This is a genomic window from Collinsella sp. CLA-ER-H7 (genome assembly GCF_040092345.1).
Taxonomy (GTDB): domain Bacteria; phylum Actinomycetota; class Coriobacteriia; order Coriobacteriales; family Coriobacteriaceae; genus Collinsella.
On sequence record NZ_JBBNLT010000002.1, the window covers coordinates 207,478 to 230,189 of the forward strand.

Genomic DNA, 22,712 nt, shown 5'->3' on the forward strand with positions numbered 1-22,712 from the left:
CGCGCTGCCTGCGGTTGATGCAGGCAGCGCGTCTTTTGCGTTGAGCTCCGTTGAGGTTCGAAGTAGTGGACTAGTTGGCCATGACGCCTTCGGTCCAGGCCTCGACGTCCTCGATGCGCAGGACGTTGGCGACCTCGGCCACGCAGTCGACGCTGGCAAGCTCGGCGGCGGCAGCCTGGACGTCCTTCTCGAGCGCGCGGTGCGTCAGGAAGATGACCGAGCAGGTATCGCTAGCGCCCGACTTGCCGTCCTCGACCTGGTTGATGAGCGAGATCGAGATGTTGTGCTTGGCAAAGATATCGACCGTCTCGGACAGGGCGCCCACGCGGTCGGCGACCTTCAGGCGCACATAGTACTTAGTCTGGAGCTCGTCCATGGGCTTAAAGGCGAGGTTGTGACCATAGGGCTCAATCTCGGGCAGCGGAGCCACGCCGCGGCTGATCTGCTCGGAGAGCGACAGGATATCGCCCACGACGGCGCTCGCGGTGGGGAAGGAGCCTGCGCCGGCACCGTAGAACATGGTCTCGCCCACGGCGTCGCCTACCACGTAGACAGCGTTCATGGCGCCGTTGACCTTGGCAAGCATGTGATCGGTGGGGATCAGCGTGGGGTGCACGCGAACGTCGACGCCGGCGTCGGTGTTGCGGGCGATGCCGAGCAGCTTAATGGTGTAGCCGAGCTCGCGGGCCTGGGCGATGTCCTCGGCGCCGATGGTGCGAATACCCTGCTGGTACACATCATCGGTGGTCACGCGGGTGCCAAAGCCGATGGAGGCGAGGATGGCCGTCTTGCTGGCGGCGTCGAAGCCGTCGACGTCGGCGGACGGGTCGGCCTCGGCGTAGCCCTTGGCCTGGGCGTCGGCGAGCACGTCGGCGTAATCGGCGCCCTCGGCGTCCATGCGCGACAGGATGTAGTTGGTGGTGCCGTTGAGAATGCCGGCGATGGTCAGGATCTTGTTGCCCACCAAGTCGTGCTCGAGCGTGCTCACGATGGGGATGCCGCCGCCGCAGCTGGCCTCGCACTTAATCTGCACGCCGCATGCGCGCGCCTTCTCGGCGAGCGTCTCGACATGACGGCCCAGCAGGGCCTTGTTGGCAGAGACGACGTGCTTGCCGTTCTCGAAGGCGGTGGTAAAGATCTCGGTCGCGGGGTGCTCGCCGCCGATCAGCTCGACGACGATGTCGACGGCGGGGTCGGTGACGACGTCGTGCCAGTCGCTCGTAAAGGCCTCACGCTCAATACCGGCTGCCTCGGCCTGCTCCCAAGCAAGCGCGCAGGCGCGGGTCAGCTTAAGGTCGATGCCGTAGGCTGCCAGGTACTCATCGTGGTGGCTCTTGATCAGACGGGCCACGCCGCCGCCGACGGTTCCCAGACCGATGAGGCCGACGTTCACGGTGCGCAGGGGTTCGCTCATAGATAGCTCCTTCGTGCATCTTATGGATGGATTAACCGCTTAAAGGTTGAGTGCATTCTAGCGTGAACCGAGGGCGCGTGCTCGCCAGGCAACAGGAGTCGCACAAAACGGCACCCCCGAAACGCTGCGGAAACATTGGAAACACGCTCGCTACAAACGAAACTCCGTAACAAACTGTCAACGTTTGCGCCATAAGGTTTGCCCCGTACCGCAAGACGGCCGCACCGCGGCCAGCGAAAAAAAGGGGGACACCATGTTCAACATCAACAGCGCGCTCAGCCGTAGGAACTTTCTCGCCGGCGCCGCGGCGCTCGGCACCGCCGCCGCACTCGCTGGTTGCTCGTCGGGTGGCTCGGATGGCGGCTCCGCCGATGACGGCAAGACCTTCAAGATCGGTGTCATCGGCCCTCTGACCGGCGCCGCGGCAACCTATGGTGTTTCGGCCGAGAAGGGTGCCAAGCTCGCCGCCAAGGATTTCTCGACCAAGGATCTCAAGCTCTCGCTTAAGTCCGAGGACGATGTCGCCGACGGTGAGAAGGCCATCAACGCCTTCAATACCCTGTGCGACTGGGGCATGCAGGCACTCGTCGGCCCCGTCACGACTGGTGCCGCCGTCGCCGTCTCGGGCGAGATCGCTGACGATATGCTCATGGTCACGCCTTCGGCCTCGTCGCTCGACGTCACCAAGGATAAGACCACGGTCTTTCAGGTTTGCTTCACCGATCCCACCATGGGCGCCAGCGCCGCGAAGTTCTTGGCCGAGAAGTACGCGGATGCCAAGATCGCCCTGTTCTACAACTCCGGCGATACGTATAGCTCGGGCGTTGCCGACGCTTTTGCCGAGCAGGCCAAGGCGTCCAAGCTCGACATCGTCGATACCGAGACCTTTAAGGACGATTCCTCCACGAGCTTTACCAACCAGCTCACCAAGGCCAAGGAGGCCGGCGCCACGCTTATCTTTGCCCCGATCTACTACACGCCGGCGTCCGTTTTGCTCAAGAACGCCAAGGACATGGGCTACGACATGACGCTCATGGGTACCGACGGCATGGACGGCCTGCTCTCTGTGGAGGGCTTCGATACCTCTCTTGCCGAGGGCGTACTGCTCATGACCCCGTTTTCGGCTGACGATGAGAAGAATGCCGACTTCGTCAAGGCCTATAAGGATGCCTACGACGAGACGCCCAACCAGTTTGCCGCCGACGCTTACGATTGCGTCCACGCCATCGCCGAGGCTATCGATAGGGCGGGGATTGACATTTCGGCCGACGGTGCCGACATTGCCGGCGACCTTGCCAAGGCCATGCGCAAGATCAAGATCGAGGGCCTGACAGGCGAGCTGACGTGGAATGACGAGGGCCAGGTCGAAAAGCCCGCCACAGCCTATGTGATCCAGGACGGCAAGTACATCGCCGCCTAAGTGCGCATAAAGCGCGACCGGTGAGGCCGTTTTATTCAGGGCAGGGACGCCTGTAACAGAACGGAAACATTACTTTCACACAATAAAGTGGCATTACTGTATAAAGTAATAGAAATACGCAGAACTATGGATAAATGAACAAAACAAAAGAAAAGTTGAAATAATCGCCACTTTTCTCAACTAAAGCGTCTACTATTTTGCGAACGCCGAACACGGCGAAGGATGGCCTGTCGGGCAACTGAAACCCGACGATAAATGAGAGGAGAGCCGCATGTCGAGCCTCACCGGTAAGTCATTGAACCCTGTTATGAATCGCAGGAGCGTTATCGCGAGCGCAGCAGGTCTGGGGGCGATGTCCATTCTAGCTGGTTGCTCCTCCAACGGCGGCGACAGCGGTTCCGCTTCGAGCGACGCTTCGTTTAAGATCGGCACCATCGGCCCGCTGACCGGTGCCAACGCGTCCTACGGCAAGTCCGTTACCCAGGGTGTCGAGCTTGGCTGCAAGGATTTCTCGACCAAGGATCTGCCGCTTGCCAGCAAGGCCGAGGATGACCAGGCCGATGGCGAGAAGGCCGTCAACGCCTTCAACACCCTGCTCGACTGGGGCATGCAGGCCCTCGTCGGTCCGACCACCACGGGTGCGTCGGTTGCCGTTGCCGCAGAGTGTGGTAACGACCCCAAGACGTTCATGATCACCCCGTCCGCGTCCTCCGAGGACGTCACCGACGGCAAGGATTGCGTCTTCCAGGTTTGCTTCACCGACCCCAACCAGGGTGTCAACGCTGCCAAGTTCCTGGCCCAGAAGTATCCGGACGAGAAGTTCGTGCTGTTCTATAACTCCGGCGACGCCTATTCTTCGGGCATCGCAGATTCCTTTAAGGCCCAGGCCGCTGAGTCCAAGCTCGAGATTGTTGACGAGGAGACCTTTAAGGACGACTCCGCCACGAGCTTTACCAACCAGCTGACTAAGGCCAAGCAGGCCGGCGCCACCATGATCTTTGCGCCGATCTACTACACGCCGGCGTCCGTCCTGCTCAAGAACGCCAAGGACATGGGCTACGACGTCAAGATGATGGGCTGCGACGGCATGGACGGCATCCTGGGCGTTGAGGGCTTCGATACCTCTCTTGCCGAGGGTCTGCTGCTCATGACCCCGTTCTCCGCCGACGACGAGAAGAACGCCGACTTCGTTAACGCTTACAAGGATAAGTACGGCGATACCCCCGACCAGTTTGCCGCCGACGCCTACGACGGCGTGCACGCGGTGGCCGAGGCCGTCAAGGAGGCCGGTCTTGGTGTCGACGCCGATCCGACCGAGGTCGCCGAGAAGCTGTCCAAGGCTATGCTCAAGATTACCGTTGACGGTCTGACCGGCAAGCTCACCTGGAACGATAAGGGCCAGGTTCAGAAGGAGCCCACGGCGTACGTCATCACCGATGGCAAGTACGTACAGGCCTAATAAGCCGCCTCACATAGAGCGGTTTTGATCCCAAGCAGGGGAGGTTTTGGCCTTCCCTGCTTGCTTGGTATCTAGGGACAGTGTAACGTCCCTGTTTCATACATTAACTGGAAACCTATTCGAAAGGGGGATGTGGAACATGACGGTCTTTATCCAATACCTGGTCAACGGCCTGTCCATGGGCAGCGTCTACGCCATCATCGCGTTGGGCTACACCATGGTCTACGGTATCGCCAAGATGCTCAACTTCGCTCACGGCGACGTCATCATGGTCGGTGCCTATGTCTCGTTCTGCGCCACGTCGTATCTCGGCCTCCCGGGCTGGGCATCTGTAGTTCTCTCTTGTGTGGCCTGCACGGTTCTCGGTGTTCTCATCGAGGGTCTGGCCTATAAGCCGCTGCGTCAGGCGGGTCCGCTGGCCGTTCTGATCACGGCTATCGGCGTGTCCTACTTCCTGCAGAATGCCGCACAGCTTCTGTGGGGCGCCACGCCCAAGAACTTTACTTCGCTCGTCGCCTTCCCGGTGCCGGAGTTCTTGGCAAGGTTCAACGTGAGCGCCGTCTCGCTCGTCACCATCGTCGCCTGCCTGGTTATCATGGCCGGCCTGATGTTCTTTACAGGCAAGACCAAGATGGGCAAAGCCATGCGCGCCGTGTCCGAGGACAAGGCCGCCGCTCAGCTCATGGGCATCAACGTCAACCGTACCATCTCGATGACGTTCGCCATCGGCTCTGCCCTTGCCGCCATCGCCGGCGTGCTGCTGTGCTCCTACTCGCCGGTGCTGCAGCCTACGACAGGCGCCATGCCTGGCATCAAGGCCTTCGACGCCGCCGTCTTCGGTGGCATCGGCTCCATCCCCGGCGCCTTTGTCGGCGGCATTCTCATCGGCATCATCGAAGCGATGGCGCAGGCCTACATTTCCACGAGCCTTGCCAACTCCATCGTCTTTGGTGTTTTGATCATCGTCCTGCTCGTCAAGCCTGCCGGCCTCTTGGGCAAGTACGTCCCCGAGAAGGTGTAGGTGAGCGCTATGAAGTTTCTTAAAGACAAGCAGACGCGTCACGACTTTGTCACGTACGCCATGTGCCTTGTGGCGTTCGCCATCGTGTTCTTTATGCAGTCTAACCACATGATTCCGCGCATGATCGCCGGTCAGCTGGTTCCCATCACGGCCTATATTGTCATGGCCATTTCCCTCAACCTTGTCGTCGGCATCGCGGGCGACTTGTCGCTGGGCCACGCGGGCTTTATGAGCGTCGGCGCCTATACGGGCATCGTTACCGCTGTCGCGCTGGAGAGCGCCGTTCCGTCCGACCCGATGCGCCTGATCATCAGCATTGTGGTCGGCGCCATCGCTGCCGCCATCCTGGGCTTCTTGATCGGTATCCCGGTCCTGCGCCTGAGCGGCGACTATCTGGCCATCGTGACCCTGGCTTTTGGCGAGATCATCAAAGAGATCGTCACTTGCCTTATCGTGGGCGTCGACTCGCGCGGCCTGCACGTGATCTTTAACATCACGGGCAACTCTACGATCGACGACCTGCACCTGCTCGAGGACGGCACCGCCATCATCAAGGGCGCCCAGGGCGCCTCGGGCGTGTCGACGTACTCGACCTTCCTCGCCGGTGCCATCCTGGTCATGGTCGCGCTCGTGATCGTGCTCAACCTGGTTCGCAGCCGTACCGGCCGTGCCATTATGGCCGTGCGCGATAACAAGATTGCAGCCGAGTCCGTAGGCATCTCCGTCACTGAGTACCGCATGATCGCCTTCGTGGTTTCTGCTGCCCTCGCCGGTGCTGCCGGAGCCCTCTTCGGCGGTAACTTCTCGCAGCTCTCCGCCACCAAGTTCGACTTCAACACGTCCATTCTCATCCTGGTGTTCGTGGTCCTGGGCGGTCTGGGCAATATGCGCGGCTCCGTCATCGCGGCGGCGCTGCTCACGGTGCTTCCCGAGCTGCTCCGTCAGTTCTCGGACTACCGCATGCTCATTTACGCTATCGTGCTGATCCTGGTCATGATCTTTACCAACAACCCGCAGCTCAAGGCGTTCTTCGCACGCATTAAGGATCGCTTTGCTTCCAAGAAGGAGGTGGCAGCCGATGCCCAGTAAATTTGAGTTCAAGAAGGGCAAGATGGTCCCGTATCCTTCTGGCGCCATCGTTCCCGATCGTGACCTGGGCGAGCGCCCTGCACTCGAGTGCATCCACCTGGGCATTGAGTTCGGTGGCCTTAAGGCAGTCGACGACTTTAGCCTGACTATCGGCAAGACCGAGATCGCCGGTCTGATCGGCCCCAACGGTGCCGGTAAGACCACGGTCTTCAACCTGCTCACCAAGGTGTATCAGCCCACGCACGGCACCATCCTGCTCGACGGAGAGGATACCTCGGGCAAGTCGGTCTATCAGGTCAACCGCATGGGTATTGCCCGTACATTCCAGAACATTCGCCTGTTCAACACCATGACGGTGGAGGACAACGTCAAGGTCGGTCTGCACAACCAGGAGCGCTATTCCGGTTTTGAGGGCGTGCTGCGCCTGCCGACGTATTGGAAGCACGAGAAGGCTGCTCACGAGCGCGCCATGGAGCTGCTGTCCATCTTTGATATGAAGCATCTGGCAAACGAGCAGGCTGGCTCGCTGCCTTACGGCGCCCAGCGTCGTCTGGAGATCGTCCGCGCGCTTGCCACCAACCCCAAGCTGCTGCTGCTCGACGAGCCTGCCGCCGGCATGAACCCGTCCGAGACCGCGGAACTCATGGAGAACATCGTTAAGATTCGCGACACCTTCGGCATTGCCATCATGCTTATCGAGCACGACATGTCGCTCGTCATGAATATTTGCGAGGGTATCTGCGTGCTCAACTTTGGTAAGGTCATCGCCAAGGGCACGGCCGAGGAAATCCAGAACAACGACGCCGTTATCGAGGCATATCTGGGCAAGCAGGATAAGGGGGAGAACTAAATGGCAGAGCCGATGCTTTCCGTCTACAACATCAACGTCTGGTACGGCGCCATCCACGCCATCAAGGACATCTCCTTTAACGTTAACGAGGGCGAGATCGTGGCCTTGATTGGTGCCAACGGTGCCGGCAAGTCCACAACGCTCAAGACCGTCTCGGGCCTGCTGCGCTCCAAGACCGGCTCCATCAAGTTTATGGGCGAGGACATTACCCATACGCCTGCCGACAAGCTGGTGGGTAAGGGCCTGGCTCAGGTCCCCGAGGGCCGTCGCGCCTTTTTGCAGATGACGGTCGAGGAGAACCTGGAGATGGGCGCCTATACACAGCCCAAGTCCACGGTTGCTTCGGGCCTGGAGCGCGTCTACGAGCAGTTCCCGCGCCTTAAGGAGCGCCGTCGCCAGGTCGCCGGCACCCTTTCGGGCGGCGAGCAGCAGATGCTCGTTATGGGCCGCGCCCTTATGAGCAACCCCAAGCTGCTCATGCTCGACGAGCCTTCCATGGGCCTGGCGCCGATTCTGATTGAGCAGATCTTCCAGATTGTCGAGGACCTGCACAAGGCTGGCACCACGGTGCTTCTGGTCGAGCAAAACGCGCAGATGGCGCTTTCGATTGCTACGCGCGGTTACGTGCTCGAGACCGGCAAGATCACCATGACCGGCACCGGCCAAGAGCTACTGCACGACGATAACGTGCGTAAAGCCTACCTGGGTGGTTAATCCATTCAACAAAGGGGGCGCTGACCAACCCGGTCAGCGCCCCCTTTTTAAGTTGCGGTGGAATAGGGACTAAATGGGAGTCTCAGAGGCCAAAACAGTCCCTATTCCACCGCAACTTCATGGGGATGTGTGACAATGCCCGTCGGAAAACATCTGCTGTCTTTGGGGGTCTATCTATGGTGTACGAGTTTTGTGCCGAGAACTTTGAGCGGGTGCCGGCGGCTATCGATGCCGGTGCAAGGCGTATCGAGCTGTGCGACAACCTTGCCGTTGGTGGTACCACGCCTTCGGCCGGCGTTATCAGCGTTACGACCAACTATGCCCACGAGCACGATGCACGGGTGATGTGCATGATTCGCCCGCGTGGCGGCGACTTTCACTACAACCAGGACGAGCTGCGTATGATGGAGATGGACCTGGGCCTTGCCGTAAGCGCCGGCGTTGACGGCTTGGTCTTTGGCTGCTGCAAGCCCTGCGCTGGCGGATGGGCGCTCGACGAGCTTACGTTGGGCGCCCTCGTGATGGCCGCGGGCTGCGCGACTGAGGAATGCAAGCGTGAGCCCATCGACATCACCTTCCACATGGCGTTTGACCAGCTCTCGCCCGAGGCTCAGCTCGATGCGATTGATACACTTGCCGACTGCGGCGTTACGCGCATCCTCACGCATGGCGGCGCTGCCGGTACGTCGATCGAGGATAATTTCGATTACCTGGCTCGTTTAATCGAGTATGCGGGTGATCGTTTGACCATCCTTCCCGGCGGCGGCATCACTACGGCAAATCGCGATGCGGTCGCGGCGGCGCTAGGCGTCTCCGAGCTCCATGGCACCAAGATCGTGCCGCTGGAGGTATAACCCGTGGCGCTGGTATTTGACGTTCAGCAGGCGAGCGGTAAGCCCGACGATAATCGTCGCCCTGGCACCGCGTGCCCCTTTTGCGACACGGAGGGACTTGCCAATATCATCCAGCGCGATGGTGACTGCATCTGGCTCGAGAATAAGTTCAAGGCCTTGCGGGCCACACGTCAGACCGTATTGATCGAGTCTGCCAATCACGACGCCGACCTGGTGACCTATGAACCGGATGAGCTGCATCATGTGATGCGGTTTGCCCTGGGCTGTTGGCAGCAGATGATCGATTCCCAACAGTACCGCAGTGTGCTCATGTACAAGAACAAAGGCCCGCTTTCGGGCGGCAGCCTCGTCCATCCACACATGCAGATTGTGGGCCTGGAACAGGAGGACGGCTATGCGGCGCTGACCTCAGCCAACTTTGAAGGCATCAGTGTCTGGCAACAGGGGAGAATCTCGGTCGACATCTCAACCGAACCGATCATGGGGTTCTTTGAGGTCAACGTTTCAGCCCCGCAGGGAATCGCCGGCAGCGATGACACGAGAGACCAAGCCGAGACGGACCTCTTCGCCGATGCGATTCAGGTAGCTCTGCGCTATATCCTGAACGAGCACCATGGTGGTCGCGCAGAGTCGTACAACCTGTTCTTCTATCACATGAGCGGCCGGACCATTGCCAAGGCGCTTCCACGTTGGGTGGTTTCACCCTACTTTGTCGGGTATCGGCTGGCTCAGGTCAATGCTGAGACCACGCTCGATGTTGATGCGGAGCGACTCCGCGCACATCTGGAGGCGCTCACATCGTAAAGTGAGCGCCCGCACACTGCGGACGGTTTAGCGCGCCATTGCATCGCGGCCGGCCTCGACGCGCTTGCGCTGGGCGGCGCGCTCCTCGCCGGTCAGACGCTCGAAGAAGTGCCCGATAAGCGAGGCGAGCACCTGCTGAAACAACGTTCCACACATGACGGGAAACACAACTTCGCCCGGAAAGTATTGCGTGGCGATGACGGCGCCCGAAGAGATATTGCGCATGCCGCAGGTAAAGCACATGGTGGTCGTTTCGCTATATGGCAGATGCAGCGCGCGGGCGACCAGAATGCCGACGACAAAGCCGCTGATGGCGAAGACCAAAATAAAGAGGGCAACTTCCAGGCGCACCGCGTTCATGTGCAGCACGTACTCGCTCATGGCGGTGGAGTTGGAGGCGATAACGCCCATCATCATGAACTTGCAGGCGGGCGAGAGCGCGGGGGAGAGTTTTTCGTGCCCCCATCCGCGCGTGAGCTCGTTGATCACGATGCCGAGCACGGCGGGGATGGCGATCATAAAGGCCATGTTCTGCATCATGCTCGGCATGTCGATCGAGACGGTGGCGCCCAGCAGGAGCTTGAGCGTAAGCGGAATCGTCACAGGGGAGATGACCGAGGACGTCAGGATGATGGTGAGCGCGAGCGGGCCGTTGCCGCCGAACATGCTGATCCACATAAAAGCGGTGACTGCCACGGGCACACTGTATTCGAGCACGATGCCGCAGACAAGGTTGGGGTTGGAACCAAAGAACAACGATCCCATGGCGTAGGCCGCGATGGGAATAAGCGCCGCCGAGACCAACAACGCCAGAATCAGGTGCAGCGGACGGTGGAACACCTCGGCTACCTGGTGAAAGGTGTTGCTGAGCGCACCTTGGAACGTCATAAAGGCAAACAAGGTGGGAACGATGGGCTTGAGAACGCCGATCTGTTGAGGAAAGAGCACGCCGAGCGCCACGCAAATCGGAACGATGACCTGCATATGCCCCGCGAGAAACTTGCCCAGTCCAGCCCATTGCCTCATATGCTCTTGTGACTCCCTTTGCTTGTGAATCCGTTTTGACTGGATATGCTAGACGCTCACATGTGTCCGTGCGTCAGAAACGCTCGATTATTTCGAGGCTATTACCGGCATCGTTTACCGAAACCGCGGCGTGCTGCGGCGATTTGCGTCCGCGCCGCACGGTATAATAAATCCGTTCAACAGATCTGCCTGCCGAAGCGGGCATACACAGAGGACTCATCGCTATGAACCGTGAGAGGTATCGCGGCGACCTGCCCCTATCGGGGGTGGGTGCCTATGTCATCGCTTAAGACGACGCATCGCTGGGCGGTCGCTCAGCAAAACTCCGAGCTCGAAAAGGAGCTTTCGGCTGGTCTGGGCATTCCCGGGCTGGTGGCGCGCATTATGGTCGCGCACGGCATTGGCTCCATCAAAGAGGGCCAATTGTTTTTGACGCCTTCGCTCGATCGCGACTGGGCCGACCCACTCATTATCCCGGGCATGTCGGTCGTTGCCGACCGCGTCGAGCGTGCTATTCGCAACCACGAGCACATTGCAGTCTTTGGCGATTTTGACGTTGACGGTATTACGTCGACCTGCCTGTTGACCGAGGCGCTGCGCACGTTTGGCGCCGATGTCACGCCGTTTATTCCGCATCGCTTTGATGAGGGCTACGGTCTTTCGCGCGCGGCGCTCGACCGCGTTAACGAGCTCGCTCGCCCCCAGCTGATCGTAACCGTCGATAACGGCATTGCCGCCAAGGAAGAGGTTTCCTATCTGGAGAGCCTGGGGATCGATTTGGTGGTCACGGACCATCACGAGCCCTCCGACCAGGTGCCGCAGGGTGTGCCCCTGACTGACCCCAAGCTCGAGGACGAGGGCCCCTCGCGTGAGCTTGCCGGTGCTGGTGTGGCGCTCAAGCTGGTGCAAGTCCTGGGTGAGCGCCTGGGCAAGCCGTCGTATTGGCGTTCGCTAATCGAGGTCGCGGCGCTGGGCACCGTGTCCGACATGATGCCGCTCACGCCCGAGAACCGCGCGCTGGTTGCCGAGGGCATCCAGCAGATGCGCGTAACCGCTCGCCCCGGCTATATCGCGCTTGCCGCGCTCGCCAAGGCGGACCTTTCGAGCATTACGGCGGATGGCCTGTCATTCTCGCTCATTCCCCGCTTAAACGCTGCCGGTCGCATGGCCGATCCCAAGCTGGCGCTCGACCTGCTGCTTGCCCGCGATCCCATCGAAGCAAGCGCACTGGCGGCTGAGCTCGAGGAAATCAATCGCCAGCGCCGTGAGATCGAGGCGGAGCTCACGCGCGATGCCATGGCAAAGGTCGAGGAGACCTATGACGGCGGACGCGCGATCGTCGTGGGCGGCGAAGGCTGGCACGAGGGCGTCAAGGGCATCGTGGCAAGCCGTCTGACCAACCGCTACCACGTGCCGGCGCTGCTGTTCTCGATCGAGGACGGTATCGCGCGCGGCTCTGGTCGCTCGGTGGGCAAAGTTAACCTGTTTGACGCCATCGAGCGCTGTTCCGACCTGATGATTCGTCGCGGCGGACATGCCGGTGCGGTGGGTGTGACTATCGAGGCATCCAAGCTCGACGAGTTCCGCCGTCGCCTTTCCGCCGTGTTGTCCGAGCTTCCCGCCGAGGACTTTGAGGACACCGACGAGGTTGCCGCCACGGTCGACCTTTCCGAATTGAATATCGAGACCATCGAGCAGATTTCCCGCCTTGAGCCGTTTGGCCAGGGTAATAAGGTGCCGCTGCTGGCTGCCGAGGGCGTGACGATGTGTGATCGCGCCGTGGTGGGTAAGACCGGCGAGCACATGCGCTTTGTGGCGACCGATGGCGCCGCGAGTGTGCCGGCCATTATGTTCCGCGTGCCGCAAATCGATAAGCTCATCAACTGCGATAGCGCTGTCGACTTGGTGTTCGAGGCCGTTGCCGAGCATTGGCAGGGTCGTGTGAAGCCCAAGCTCATGGTCAAGGATGTTCTGGTCCGCGATACCACGCTGCCCAGCGTCGACGATCCGGCATGCGAGCTTCGTCGTGGCGTGCAGCCGGCGGATTCCGGCCTGCGCTTGGAGTCGCGCAAGCGCGAGACGCTCGCCCAGCTTTCCTATACCGAGCTCACGCGCTCGCTTATCCATAGCTTTATCGGATCGAACCAGCCGCACCGCGCGCAGGTTGAGGCGCTCGACGCCTTGGCCGATCACCAGAGTGTCTTGGCGGTTATGGGAACGGGCCGCGGCAAGTCGCTCATCTTCCATGTGCATGCCGCGCGTGAGGCGGTGCTTCGCGGACGTGCGAGCATCTTTGTCTATCCGCTGCGTGCGCTTGTTGCCGACCAGGCCTATCACCTCTCGTCGACGATGGCATCGCTTGGCATTGGCGTTGGCGTGCTGACCGGCGAGACCGTGGAGGCCGCACGCGATGACGTGTTCGCCGGCCTAGCTTCGGGCCGCACCGGTATCGTGCTCACGACGCCCGAGTTCCTATCTATCCACCGTGACCGCTTCGCGCGTTCGGGCCGCATCGGCTTTGTCGTTATCGATGAGGCGCATCATGCCGGTCTTGCCAAGGGCGGCGACCGCAGCGCCTATCTCGACATGCCCGATATCCTCAAAGCCCTGGGCGACCCGGTCGTTATGGCTGCGACGGCCACCGCGACGGCTCCGGTCGTGGCCGAGCTTGCCCGCATGCTGCCGATCACTCGCACGGTGGTCGACGAGACGGTGCGCGAGAACCTGCAGCTCGAGGACGACCGTGATCTTGCAAGTCGCGAGAACCGTTTGGTGTCGATTGTGGCGACGGGGGAAAAGACCGTCATCTACGTCAATTCGCGCGACCAGTCCGTGGCGCTCGCCAAGACGTTGCGCAAGCGTGTGCCCGATTGCGCAACCCATATCGCGTTCTATAACGCGGGACTTGCGCGTTCCGATCGCCGTCGCGTGGAGGAAGCTTTCCGAGACGGCAGCCTCAGCTGCATCGTCTCGACATCTGCCTTTGGCGAGGGCGTCAACCTGCCCGATATCCGCCATGTCGTGCTCTATCACATGCCGTTTGGCGGCATTGAGTTTAACCAGATGAGCGGCCGCGCCGGTCGCGATGGCCAGCCCGCCGTGATCCATCTGCTCTATTCGTCGCGCGACGCCCGCATTAACGAGCGCCTGCTCGACTGCTATGCGCCCGAGCGCGACGAGCTCGTCACGCTCTATCGCGCACTGCAGACCATGTGGCGCTCCAACCGCGGCAAAACCGGGGACGATTCCTTTAGCGCGAGCGATATCGACATCGCGCAGATGTGCCTTGCCATCGATGCTCGCACGCCGGTCGACGAGCGTTCGGTGGAAAGCGGCCTGGGAATCTTCGAAGAGCTTGGTTTTTGTCGCGTTTCGGGGTTTGACGACACCCGTCGCATCGCGATGGCCGAAAACCCCGGCCGCGTGCAATTGAGTAGGTCAATTCGCTATTTGGAGGGCTTGCGCTCGCGCATGGAGTTTTCGGCTTTCCGGAGCTGGGCGCTCGATTCGTGCGCTTCTGATATGCTAGCCAAAGTTAACCGCCCGATCGTACCGCGGGCCTAGGGGAAGGGGACCTCGATGGATGCCGCAGCCCGTACCGCCCATGATTCCACCCTCCAGCCGTTTTCGGAGATGGAGCACTATAAGCATGCCGATGAGCTGCCGCCCGAGATTATGGCGGACAGCTACGACAAGCTGGAGCGCCTGTGCCTCAAATATATGAATGAGGACGACTTTTCTAAGGTGGAGCAAGCCTACTGCTTTGCCGCCGAGAAGCACTGCAACCAAAAGCGCCGCTCGGGCGAGATGTACATTAACCATCCCGTCGAGGTTGCCATCATTTTGGCCGATCTCAAGATGGACTGCGATGTGGTGTGCGCCGCGCTGCTGCACGATACCGTCGAGGATACCGAGACCTCGCTCGCCGATGTTTCCGGCCTGTTTGGCGATACGGTGGCCGAGCTCGTCGATGGCGTGACCAAGCTCACCAACATCGAAGTCGACAGCATGGACGAGAAGCAGGCGCTCACGCTGCGCAAGATGTTCCTTGCCATGTCCAAGGACATTCGCGTCATCATCGTTAAACTTGCCGACCGTCTGCACAACATGCGAACGCTGGCAGCCCTGCGCGAGGATCGTCGCCTGTTTAAGGCTCGCGAGACCATGGACGTGTATGCGCCCCTGGCCGACCGTCTGGGCATGAGCTCCATTAAATGGGAGCTCGAGGACCTGTCCTTCTTCTACCTTGAACCCGACGCCTACCAGCGCATCGCGCGCATGGTGGCGGAGTCGCGCGAGGTCCGTGAGCGCTATCTGGCCGAGACCATCAAGACACTCACCGACGAACTCAACCGCATTGGCCTGGAGGACTTCCAGATTAACGGCCGTTCCAAGCACTATTGGTCCATCTACCAAAAGATGAAGCGCAAGGGCAAGGAATTCTCCGAGATCTACGACCTGGTGGCACTGCGTGTCATCACGCATTCGGTGCGCGATTGCTACTCCACGCTCGGCGCGGTGCATACGCTGTGGCACCCCATGCCCGGTCGCTTTAAAGACTATATCGCCATGCCCAAGGTCAATAACTACCAGTCGCTCCACACGACGGTCATCGGCCCCACGGCTCGTCCGCTCGAGATTCAGATTCGAACCTACGAGATGCATGAGCAGGCCGAGTACGGCATTGCCGCCCACTGGCTATACAAGAAGTCGGGCGGATCGTCTGCTTCCAAGACCAATGACGCTCAACGTTTGGACGACCAGATCAACTGGCTCAAGCATTCGCTCGATTGGGCGGCTTCCGACGAGATCACCGATGCCAAGGAATACCTGCACTCGCTGAAGGTCGATCTGTTCGATCAGGAGATCTTTGTCTTCACGCCCAAAGGCGAGGTCATGGCGCTTCGTGCCGGATCCACGCCGCTCGACTTTGCCTATGCCGTTCACACCGAGGTGGGAAACCATTGCGTCGGCGCCAAAATCAACGGTGCGGTGGCTCCGCTCACGCACGAGATTAAGACGGGTGACCGTGTCGAGATCCTGACCAACAAGAGTTCCAAGCCGTCGCGTGATTGGCTCAAGATCGTTAAGACACCTTCCGCCAAGTCAAAGATCCGCCGCTATTTTGCCGCTGCGACCAAGGACGACGACGCTGCTGCTGGTCGCGATATGCTGGGCAAGGACCTGCGTAAGCGTGGCTATGGCATTTCTACGCCGCGTTCGACGCGTGCGCTCAACGCCGTGGCGGAGCAGTTTAACTTCAAGCAGCTCGAGGACCTGTTTGCCGCCGTCGGCGCCGGCAAGGTTGCCCCGCGCGCTGTGGGCAATAAGGTCGAGCAAATCTTGGACCCCAAGCCCGAGGAACAGCTCACCAAGGCCGAGGCTATCGCCGAGGTCGTGAAGCAGCCCGCTCGCGGCTCCAACCGCAAGCCGCAAAAGCGCGGCAAGAGCGCCAGTAACGGCATTATCGTCAAGGGCGAGAGCAACAGCGGCCTGCTGGTCCGTCTGGCTCATTGCTGCAACCCCGTGACGGGCGACGACATCGTCGGCTTCATCACGCGTGGTCGTGGCGTTTCGGTGCATCGCGCCAACTGCCCTAACGTCAAGGGTCTTATGGAACATCCCGAGCGCATGATTGATGTGGAGTGGGACGGCGCTGCCGATACCCTCTTCCAGGTCGAGATCGTGGTCGAGTGCCTGGACCGCATGGGCCTGCTCAAGGATGTCACCATTGCCATTGGCGATGCGGGCGGCAATATCCTTTCCGCCGCCACGTCGACCAACCGCGAGGGTATTGCAACCCTGCGCTTTATGGTCGAAATTTCGGATGCGAGCGGCCTGGATCCGCTGCTGGCTTCCATCAGCAGTGTCGATTCGGTCTACGACGCTCGCCGTCTTATGCCCGGCGAGGGCGGAGCGCAACTCAAGCGCCGTGTGTAGGTGCGAGAGCCTCTCAGCATCATAGATATTGGTTACGTTCGAGGCATCGTTTGGTGCCTCGAACGTATTTTAGAAGGAGGGTATGCGCATGGGCGATATGACTTTGGACCTGACACCCCGAGGCGCGGCTTCGATTGAGGCGCTCGTCAACGGCCCGATTCAGACCAACAGCTACGCCGTGATTTCGAATGACGAGTGCTTAATCGTCGATCCGGCGTGGGAGGGCGAGCGTCTTGTGGAGCATATCCACACCGCGCATCCCGAGGTGCGCGTACTCGGCTCTGTCTGCACGCACGGTCATGCCGACCATGTTGGCGGGGTTGCCGGGGTTCGAGCTGTCGTTGGCGACAGCGCACTATATGAGTTGTGCGCTAAGGACGTGACGGTACCTCGCGCAAATATCGAGGAGCAGCGCGCCATGTGGGACATCGAGACGCCCGATCCGGGTGAGCCGACGCGCTTGCTTGCCGAGGGCGATACAATCGAGGTGGGCGACGTCTGCCTGCAGGTGATCGAGACGCCGGGGCATACGCCGGGCGGCATTGTCCTGTTCGCCGCGACCGAGCAGGGGAACATCGCCTTTGTGGGCGACACGCTTTTCCCGGGCAGCCACGGTCGTACCGATCTTTCCGGCGGTGACGAGGCGGCGATTATGCGCTCGCTTTCCAAACTTGCCAAGACGCTTCCGCCCGATACCGTTTGCTTGACGGGCCATGGCGGTTCGACCACGATGGCGCGCGAACTTATGCAGAACCCGTTTATGCAGATGTAGGCTCGAAGCCGTCTTTCGAACCACGAAGACCACTCAATCGTCAAGCTATTTTCCCCAGTGGGTCGATTCTGTGGGGCAAACGGTCAAAATTTGTCCAATCGGATGGTATTCGTGAGCAAACGAACGTTTATGCTCGGGTATGTCGTGGTAAAATCTCAGGCGTTATCGGAGCAACCTTACAGGAGGTTTCTTTTATGCTCGTCAACGCAGCAGACATGCTCAAGAAGGCCGAGGCCGGCAAGTACGGTCTCGGTGCCTTCAACACCAACAACCTCGAGTGGACCCTGGCTATTCTCCAGGCCGCCGAGGAGGCCAAGTCTCCGCTGATCCTTCAGTGCACCGCTGGTGCCGCTAAGTGGATGGGCGGTTTCAAGGTCTGCGCCGACATGGTCAAGGCTGCCGTCGAGGCCACGGGCGTTACCGTTCCCGTCGCCCTTCACCTCGATCACGGTTCTTACGAGGACTGCTTCAAGTGCATCGAGGCCGGCTTTACGTCCATCATGTATGACGGCTCTCACGAGGAGACCTTCCAGCTTAACCTCGACCGCACCAAGGAGCTCGTTGAGCTTGCCCACTCCAAGGGCATGTCCATCGAGGCCGAGGTCGGCGGCATCGGCGGCACCGAGGACGGCGTGACCTCCAGCGGCGAGCTCGCTGATCCTGCTGAGTGCAAGCAGATTGCTGACCTGGGCGTCGACTTCCTCGCCTGCGGTATCGGCAACATCCACGGCGTGTACCCTGCCGACTGGGCTGGCCTTTCCTTCGAGCGCCTGGGCGAGATCAAGGCTCAGACCGGCGACCTGCCCCTCGTCCTGCACGGCGGCACCGGCATCCCCGAGGATCAGATCAAGAAGGCCATCTCCCTGGGTATCTCCAAGATCAACGTCAACACCGATCTGCAGCTCGTCTTCGCCAAGGGTGTTCGCGAGTACATCGAGGCCGGTAAGGATCAGCAGGGCAAGGGCTTTGACCCCCGCAAGCTCCTCAAGCCTGGTCGCGACAACATCGTTGCCCGCACCAAGGAGCTCATGGAGGAGTTTGGCTCCGTCAACAAGGCGTAAGCGTCGCTAAACTTCCCGTCGGAAGCCCCGTCCCCCTACACTGTTTCCTTTACGCTCACCTGACTTCGCCAGAAGTCGCGCCAAGGAAACAGTTCCGGGGGACGGGGCTTCCTTCGTTTAACGCCGCAGGGTTACGAGTCTGAATTAAGATGGCTACTGGCTTCGCCAGAAGTCGCGCAATGGGAAAAGCTTCGGGTGAACGGGGCCTCCTTCGTTAACTCGCTACAGGGTTACTGGGCTGAATTCATTTTTAGAGGTACCGTTTATCGGTGTTGAGGGTTCCTTTATTGGGGCTTTCTTTTTTATCTCGCTACAATGGGCTTCAAGAGTTCTAATGACTTGGAGTTTGGTATGGCTGTTATTAATGTGCTGCCTTCGGATGGGAAGGTCATTGACGAGGGTCCTGTTGGTTGCTCTGTTGATGTTTGCTGTGATGATTTCCGTCATCTCGATATTGGACTGCCGCCCGAGATTCTTCGTCTCAAGGATGCCGGATATTTGACGCAGGCTGTTGCGGCTTGTGATCGTCTTTTGGGGCAGAATCCCGATCCCTCGCTTGCTGCCTGCGTTCGTGCCGAGCGGTATCGCATGCTTGAGACGCCGCTTCATTTTTCGGTGTCGCGCGATCGGGCTATTGCGATGATTCGCGAGGAGTGGCCTGAGTTTACCGAGGAGCAGTTTGACGATCTGATTGACCGTAATCGTATTGACTGGCGCTTTATCGATGGCGAGCTGTTCGTTCTCGACAACTTCCTCGATTCGCTTCGCGTATATCCCAAAGAGGTTCCCGGCATGCGTCCCGATCCTACGGACGGAATTGCACTGCGCAACGAGATGCTCAAGGAGATGGAGTCACAAAACGGATTGACTCGCGTTATTACGCTTAAGGCGTCCTTGTCTGTCCCCGGCGCTCTAGAGGGGGAGACCGTTCGCGCTTGGCTTCCCGTAGCCGCCACCTGCCGCCAACAGTCTCAGGTCGAGATTCTCGACATGACGCCGGAGGGTGCTGTTGCTCCCGCGAACGCTTCGGCGCGTACCGCCTCGTGGTCTTCTTCGAGTGAGCGCTCATTCTCGGTGACTTATCGTTATCACATCGATGCTGCTTATTGTGATGTCTACGGTGGCACACTTCCGGTTCATCCGCGTATGGACGCGCCTCTGCCCGAGGATATTTCCGAGGACCGTCCGCACATTGCATTTACGCCGTATCTGCAGCAGCTGACGGCCAGCGTTGTTGGCGGACTCGAGGATCCGCTCGATCGCGCCCGTGCTATCTATGATTACCTGACGCAGTATATCGACTATCGCTATCAGCCGCCGTACTTGCTTTTGGGATCTATTGCCGATGACTGCGCGCATTCGCTCCGCGGCGATTGCGGCGTTATGGCGCTCACGTTTATCACCATGTGCCGTATCGCGGGCGTGCCTGCCCGTTGGCAGAGCGGCCTCTACGTTGCGCCCGATTCGGTGGGGTCGCACGACTGGGCAGAGTTCTATACGCCGCAGACCGGTTGGCTCAACGCCGACGTGTCATTTGGATCTTCTGCTCGCAGGATGGGGGAGGAGTGGCGCCGCCGTCACTACTTTGGCAATCTCGACCCATGGCGTATGGTGGCCAACAATCGATTCCAGGCAGAGTTTGAGCCCTCTTTCGACGGCATGCGCGAGGACCCTTACGATAACCAGATGGGTGAGGCTTCGGTCGACGGTCGCGGATGCCGTCAGCGCGAGATGCTACGCACGGTCGAACTCATCGAAATGCTCGAAGTTCCATTTTCGGACTAATCGGTAGAAAGCTGTGATAAACTAACTCACGCATTACGTGCCCGAGTGGCGGAATTGGCAGACGCAGTGGACTCAAAATCCACCGTTGGCAACAACGTGCGAGTTCGAGTCTCGCCTCGGGCACCATACATGCAAGTGAGCGTTCAAGGGGGTTGCGGCCCCCTTTTTCGTGCCGAACTCGCGTGAGCGCGCGAAGCGTTAAGCAAACAGGCCTGCGGCCTGTTTGTAGCGGAGCGTGGCGAGGGCGCCTCGCGCCCGAAGCCCGGGGCTTCGCGAAGCGAAGGCCCTTCGAGTCTCGCCTCGGGCACCATACATGCAAGCGAGCGTTCAAGGGGGTCAAGGCCCCTTTTTCGTGTACGTAATGTGATAACGCGCTGTACGTGTTATTATTCGCAAGGCGTTGTTCCCGCAATGCCGTAAAGAGGAACCCGAGGGTTCCCACCTTTTGGCGCCAATGAGCAGCTGACTGGTCATACAACTTAGATTCCCTTCCTCAAATCGAGGATTTCTATGTGTACGACCTGGTTGCTGAGAAGCGCCGGGTTATTTTTTTATGAATGGAGGTAGGGAAAATAGCTAAGTCTGATGACACCCGCATCAACGACGAGATTACTGCATCTTCGTGCCGTTTGATTGGCGTCGATGGCTCTCAGCTCGGCCTGTTCGCCATCCGCGATGCCCAGCGTGTCGCCGACGATCAGGGTCTCGACCTGGTCGAGATCGCTCCCAACGCGGAGCCGCCGGTCTGCAAGGTCATGGACTACGGTAAGTTCAAGTACCAGCAGGCCATGAAGGCCAAGGCTGCTCGTAAGAACCAGTCCAAGGTCGAGGTCAAGGAAATGAAGTTCCGACCCAAGATCGACGTTGGCGACTACGAGACCAAGAAGGGCCACGTTCTGCGTTTCCTCAAGAAGGGCGCACGCGTTAAGATCACCATCATGTTCCGCGGCCGTGAGATGGCTCACCCGGAGCAGGGCCTTAACGTTCTCGAGCGTCTCGCCGAGGATCTCAAGCCTTACGCTACGGTCGAGTCCAAGCCTAAGATGGAAGGCCGTAACATGCTTATGCTGCTCGCCCCGATTAAGGGCGCCTTCGATGAGGATAAAGCGGCAAGCGATACCAAGTAACTAGTGTTCTGTAACCGATTAAGGAGTATTTCATGCCTAAGATGAAGTCCCACAGCGGCACCAAGAAGCGTTTCCGCAAGACTGGTACCGGCAAGCTTATGCGCGCCAAGGCTTTCAAGAGCCACATCCTGAGCAAGAAGTCCACCAAGCGTAAGCGTGGCTTCCGTCAGGAGACCGAGATTGCCGCTGCCGACCGCAAGGTCATCAAGTCGCGTCTCGCCTAAGTTCGCGTTCCCGTTTTTCGTTTTACCGTCTAGGAGTTGATAGAACATGGCACGTATTAAGCGCGCTGTTGCCGCCAAGAAGAAGCGCCGTACCGTTATGCACCGTGCGAAGGGTTACTACGGTGCCGCTTCGCGTACTTACAAGCATGCTAAAGAGCAGGTCCAGCACTCCCTGCAGTATCAGTATCGTGATCGCCGCAACAAGAAGCGCGAGATCCGTTCTCTTTGGATCACTCGTATCAACGCTGCTGCTCGCCTGAACGACATCTCTTACTCTCAGTTCATGCACGGCCTGAAGGTTGCCGGCATCGAGCTCGACCGCAAGGTCCTGGCTCAGATGGCTTACGAGGACATCGAGTCCTTCAACGAGCTGGCTACCATCGCCAAGAAGGCTCTCGAGGCCTAATAGATTCTCTTGAATCGCTAGGGGAGTGTCGCGTTGTGGCGGCGCTCCCTCTTTTTATCTGAAGCGCGGTTTACATTGCTAAAAGCGCGGGTAGATAAACACTTACAGGTGACCGATCTCTATATATTCCTGAACCAAAGGGTCATCATCTGATACGTGCGGAAGATCCGCACCAGTCTTTCTATTACCTATAGAAAGCAATATGTTGTGTAGGACTTGTGAAGAGTGGAATTGACGTCCCACAGAGCTTCGCGGTCTGGCAATATATCTCCTTGCCGCGCGGCCCGGTCGGACCGGATGAGCCGCTAAGCGTGCACCTTGAGAACCGGATACTGCGAGGATGGACACACCAGATGTGTCGCATCCGGGCAGACATCGAACCATTTGAAATGGTCTAACTTGGATTTGTTTTTCGCAAGGCCGCCGAGAGGCGGCCCCGAGAAATTCCTTTTCCTATACTAAAACCATATGAATCGAACGGAACCGATCAGCGAATGACTGAGAGGACCGGACGGGCTCGAAGCCCATGCATTTTGGACGGAGAGTTCGATCCTGGCTCAGGATGAACGCTGGCGGCGCGCCTAACACATGCAAGTCGAACGGCACCTATCTTCGGATAGAAGCGAGTGGCGAACGGCTGAGTAACACGTGGAGAACCTGCCCCCTCCCCCGGGATAGCCGCCCGAAAGGACGGGTAATACCGGATACCCCGGGGTGCCGCATGGCACCCCGGCTAAAGCCCCGAC

The 22,712-nt window shown here is 59.5% G+C and carries 18 protein-coding genes, 1 tRNA gene and 1 rRNA gene; 18 read left to right on the forward strand and 2 right to left on the reverse strand.

Annotated elements, in window-relative coordinates; translation table 11 throughout:
• Nucleotides 1-70 precede the first annotated feature (70 nt).
• Nucleotides 71-1,414, reverse strand: coding sequence for a homoserine dehydrogenase (locus tag AAAX75_RS02285; RefSeq protein WP_349090961.1), 1,344 nt, complete (start codon nucleotides 1,412-1,414; stop codon nucleotides 71-73).
• 253 nt (nucleotides 1,415-1,667) lie between these two features.
• On the opposite strand from AAAX75_RS02285, the gene AAAX75_RS02290 reads away from it, so the two are divergent.
• From AAAX75_RS02290 to AAAX75_RS02325, 8 genes are all read left to right on the forward strand, one after another.
• Nucleotides 1,668-2,834, forward strand: a complete 1,167-nt coding sequence (locus tag AAAX75_RS02290; protein WP_349090962.1) for an ABC transporter substrate-binding protein — start codon at nucleotides 1,668-1,670, stop codon at nucleotides 2,832-2,834.
• Between the two features lie 271 nt (nucleotides 2,835-3,105).
• On the forward strand, nucleotides 3,106-4,293 hold the full coding sequence (locus AAAX75_RS02295; RefSeq protein WP_349090963.1) for an ABC transporter substrate-binding protein: 1,188 nt from the start codon (nucleotides 3,106-3,108) through the stop codon (nucleotides 4,291-4,293).
• A gap of 139 nt (nucleotides 4,294-4,432) precedes the next feature.
• Nucleotides 4,433-5,314: a branched-chain amino acid ABC transporter permease gene (locus AAAX75_RS02300; RefSeq protein ID WP_349090964.1), complete on the forward strand. Its 882-nt coding sequence runs from the start codon at nucleotides 4,433-4,435 to the stop codon at nucleotides 5,312-5,314.
• 9 nt (nucleotides 5,315-5,323) lie between these two features.
• The gene (locus AAAX75_RS02305) at nucleotides 5,324-6,403 is read left to right on the forward strand and encodes a branched-chain amino acid ABC transporter permease (protein WP_349090965.1); all 1,080 of its coding nucleotides are present in this window, start codon (nucleotides 5,324-5,326) and stop codon (nucleotides 6,401-6,403) included.
• Nucleotides 6,393-7,253, forward strand: coding sequence for an ABC transporter ATP-binding protein (locus AAAX75_RS02310; RefSeq protein ID WP_349090966.1), 861 nt, complete (start codon nucleotides 6,393-6,395; stop codon nucleotides 7,251-7,253). Before AAAX75_RS02305 ends, AAAX75_RS02310 begins: the two co-directional genes overlap by 11 nt.
• A 12-nt stretch (nucleotides 7,254-7,265) precedes the next feature.
• Nucleotides 7,266-7,967 carry an ABC transporter ATP-binding protein gene (locus tag AAAX75_RS02315; protein ID WP_349090975.1) on the forward strand — a complete coding sequence of 234 codons (702 nt, stop codon included), beginning with the start codon at nucleotides 7,266-7,268 and terminating at the stop codon, nucleotides 7,965-7,967.
• A 176-nt stretch (nucleotides 7,968-8,143) separates the two neighbouring features.
• Nucleotides 8,144-8,821 (forward strand): copper homeostasis protein CutC, encoded by a 678-nt coding sequence (locus tag AAAX75_RS02320; protein ID WP_349090967.1) that lies wholly within the window; start codon nucleotides 8,144-8,146, stop codon nucleotides 8,819-8,821.
• A 3-nt stretch (nucleotides 8,822-8,824) separates the two neighbouring features.
• Nucleotides 8,825-9,625 carry a DUF4931 domain-containing protein gene (locus AAAX75_RS02325; RefSeq protein ID WP_349090968.1) on the forward strand — a complete coding sequence of 267 codons (801 nt, stop codon included), beginning with the start codon at nucleotides 8,825-8,827 and terminating at the stop codon, nucleotides 9,623-9,625.
• 27 nt (nucleotides 9,626-9,652) lie between these two features.
• Here the strand turns inward: AAAX75_RS02325 and AAAX75_RS02330 are convergent, their stop codons facing one another.
• Nucleotides 9,653-10,651 carry a bile acid:sodium symporter family protein gene (locus AAAX75_RS02330; RefSeq protein WP_349090969.1) on the reverse strand — a complete coding sequence of 333 codons (999 nt, stop codon included), beginning with the start codon at nucleotides 10,649-10,651 and terminating at the stop codon, nucleotides 9,653-9,655.
• Nucleotides 10,652-10,927: 276 nt separating this feature from the next.
• Between AAAX75_RS02330 and recJ the strand changes: the two genes are divergently transcribed.
• The 10 genes from recJ to AAAX75_RS02380 all read left to right on the forward strand — a co-directional run.
• On the forward strand, nucleotides 10,928-14,215 hold the full coding sequence (recJ, locus tag AAAX75_RS02335) for a single-stranded-DNA-specific exonuclease RecJ (RefSeq protein WP_349090970.1): 3,288 nt from the start codon (nucleotides 10,928-10,930) through the stop codon (nucleotides 14,213-14,215).
• 15 nt (nucleotides 14,216-14,230) lie between these two features.
• Nucleotides 14,231-16,591 (forward strand): bifunctional (p)ppGpp synthetase/guanosine-3',5'-bis(diphosphate) 3'-pyrophosphohydrolase, encoded by a 2,361-nt coding sequence (locus tag AAAX75_RS02340; RefSeq protein ID WP_349090971.1) that lies wholly within the window; start codon nucleotides 14,231-14,233, stop codon nucleotides 16,589-16,591.
• Between the two features lie 88 nt (nucleotides 16,592-16,679).
• Nucleotides 16,680-17,363 (forward strand): MBL fold metallo-hydrolase, encoded by a 684-nt coding sequence (locus AAAX75_RS02345; protein ID WP_349090972.1) that lies wholly within the window; start codon nucleotides 16,680-16,682, stop codon nucleotides 17,361-17,363.
• 194 nt (nucleotides 17,364-17,557) lie between these two features.
• A complete protein-coding gene (gene fba / locus AAAX75_RS02350) occupies nucleotides 17,558-18,424 on the forward strand; it encodes a class II fructose-1,6-bisphosphate aldolase (protein WP_035137086.1) in 867 nt (288 codons plus the stop codon).
• 351 nt (nucleotides 18,425-18,775) lie between these two features.
• Entirely contained in the window at nucleotides 18,776-20,209 is a 1,434-nt protein-coding gene (locus tag AAAX75_RS02355; RefSeq protein ID WP_349090973.1) for a transglutaminase-like domain-containing protein, read from the forward strand.
• A 39-nt stretch (nucleotides 20,210-20,248) separates the two neighbouring features.
• Nucleotides 20,249-20,335, forward strand: a tRNA-Leu gene (locus tag AAAX75_RS02360).
• Between the two features lie 431 nt (nucleotides 20,336-20,766).
• The gene (gene infC, locus AAAX75_RS02365) at nucleotides 20,767-21,336 is read left to right on the forward strand and encodes a translation initiation factor IF-3 (protein ID WP_006234423.1); all 570 of its coding nucleotides are present in this window, start codon (nucleotides 20,767-20,769) and stop codon (nucleotides 21,334-21,336) included.
• A 32-nt stretch (nucleotides 21,337-21,368) separates the two neighbouring features.
• Nucleotides 21,369-21,560, forward strand: coding sequence for a 50S ribosomal protein L35 (gene rpmI / locus AAAX75_RS02370; protein ID WP_006234422.1), 192 nt, complete (start codon nucleotides 21,369-21,371; stop codon nucleotides 21,558-21,560).
• Between the two features lie 46 nt (nucleotides 21,561-21,606).
• Nucleotides 21,607-21,966 (forward strand): 50S ribosomal protein L20, encoded by a 360-nt coding sequence (gene rplT / locus AAAX75_RS02375; RefSeq protein ID WP_006234421.1) that lies wholly within the window; start codon nucleotides 21,607-21,609, stop codon nucleotides 21,964-21,966.
• A 534-nt stretch (nucleotides 21,967-22,500) separates the two neighbouring features.
• Nucleotides 22,501-22,712 (forward strand): 16S ribosomal RNA (locus AAAX75_RS02380); the annotation flags it as partial.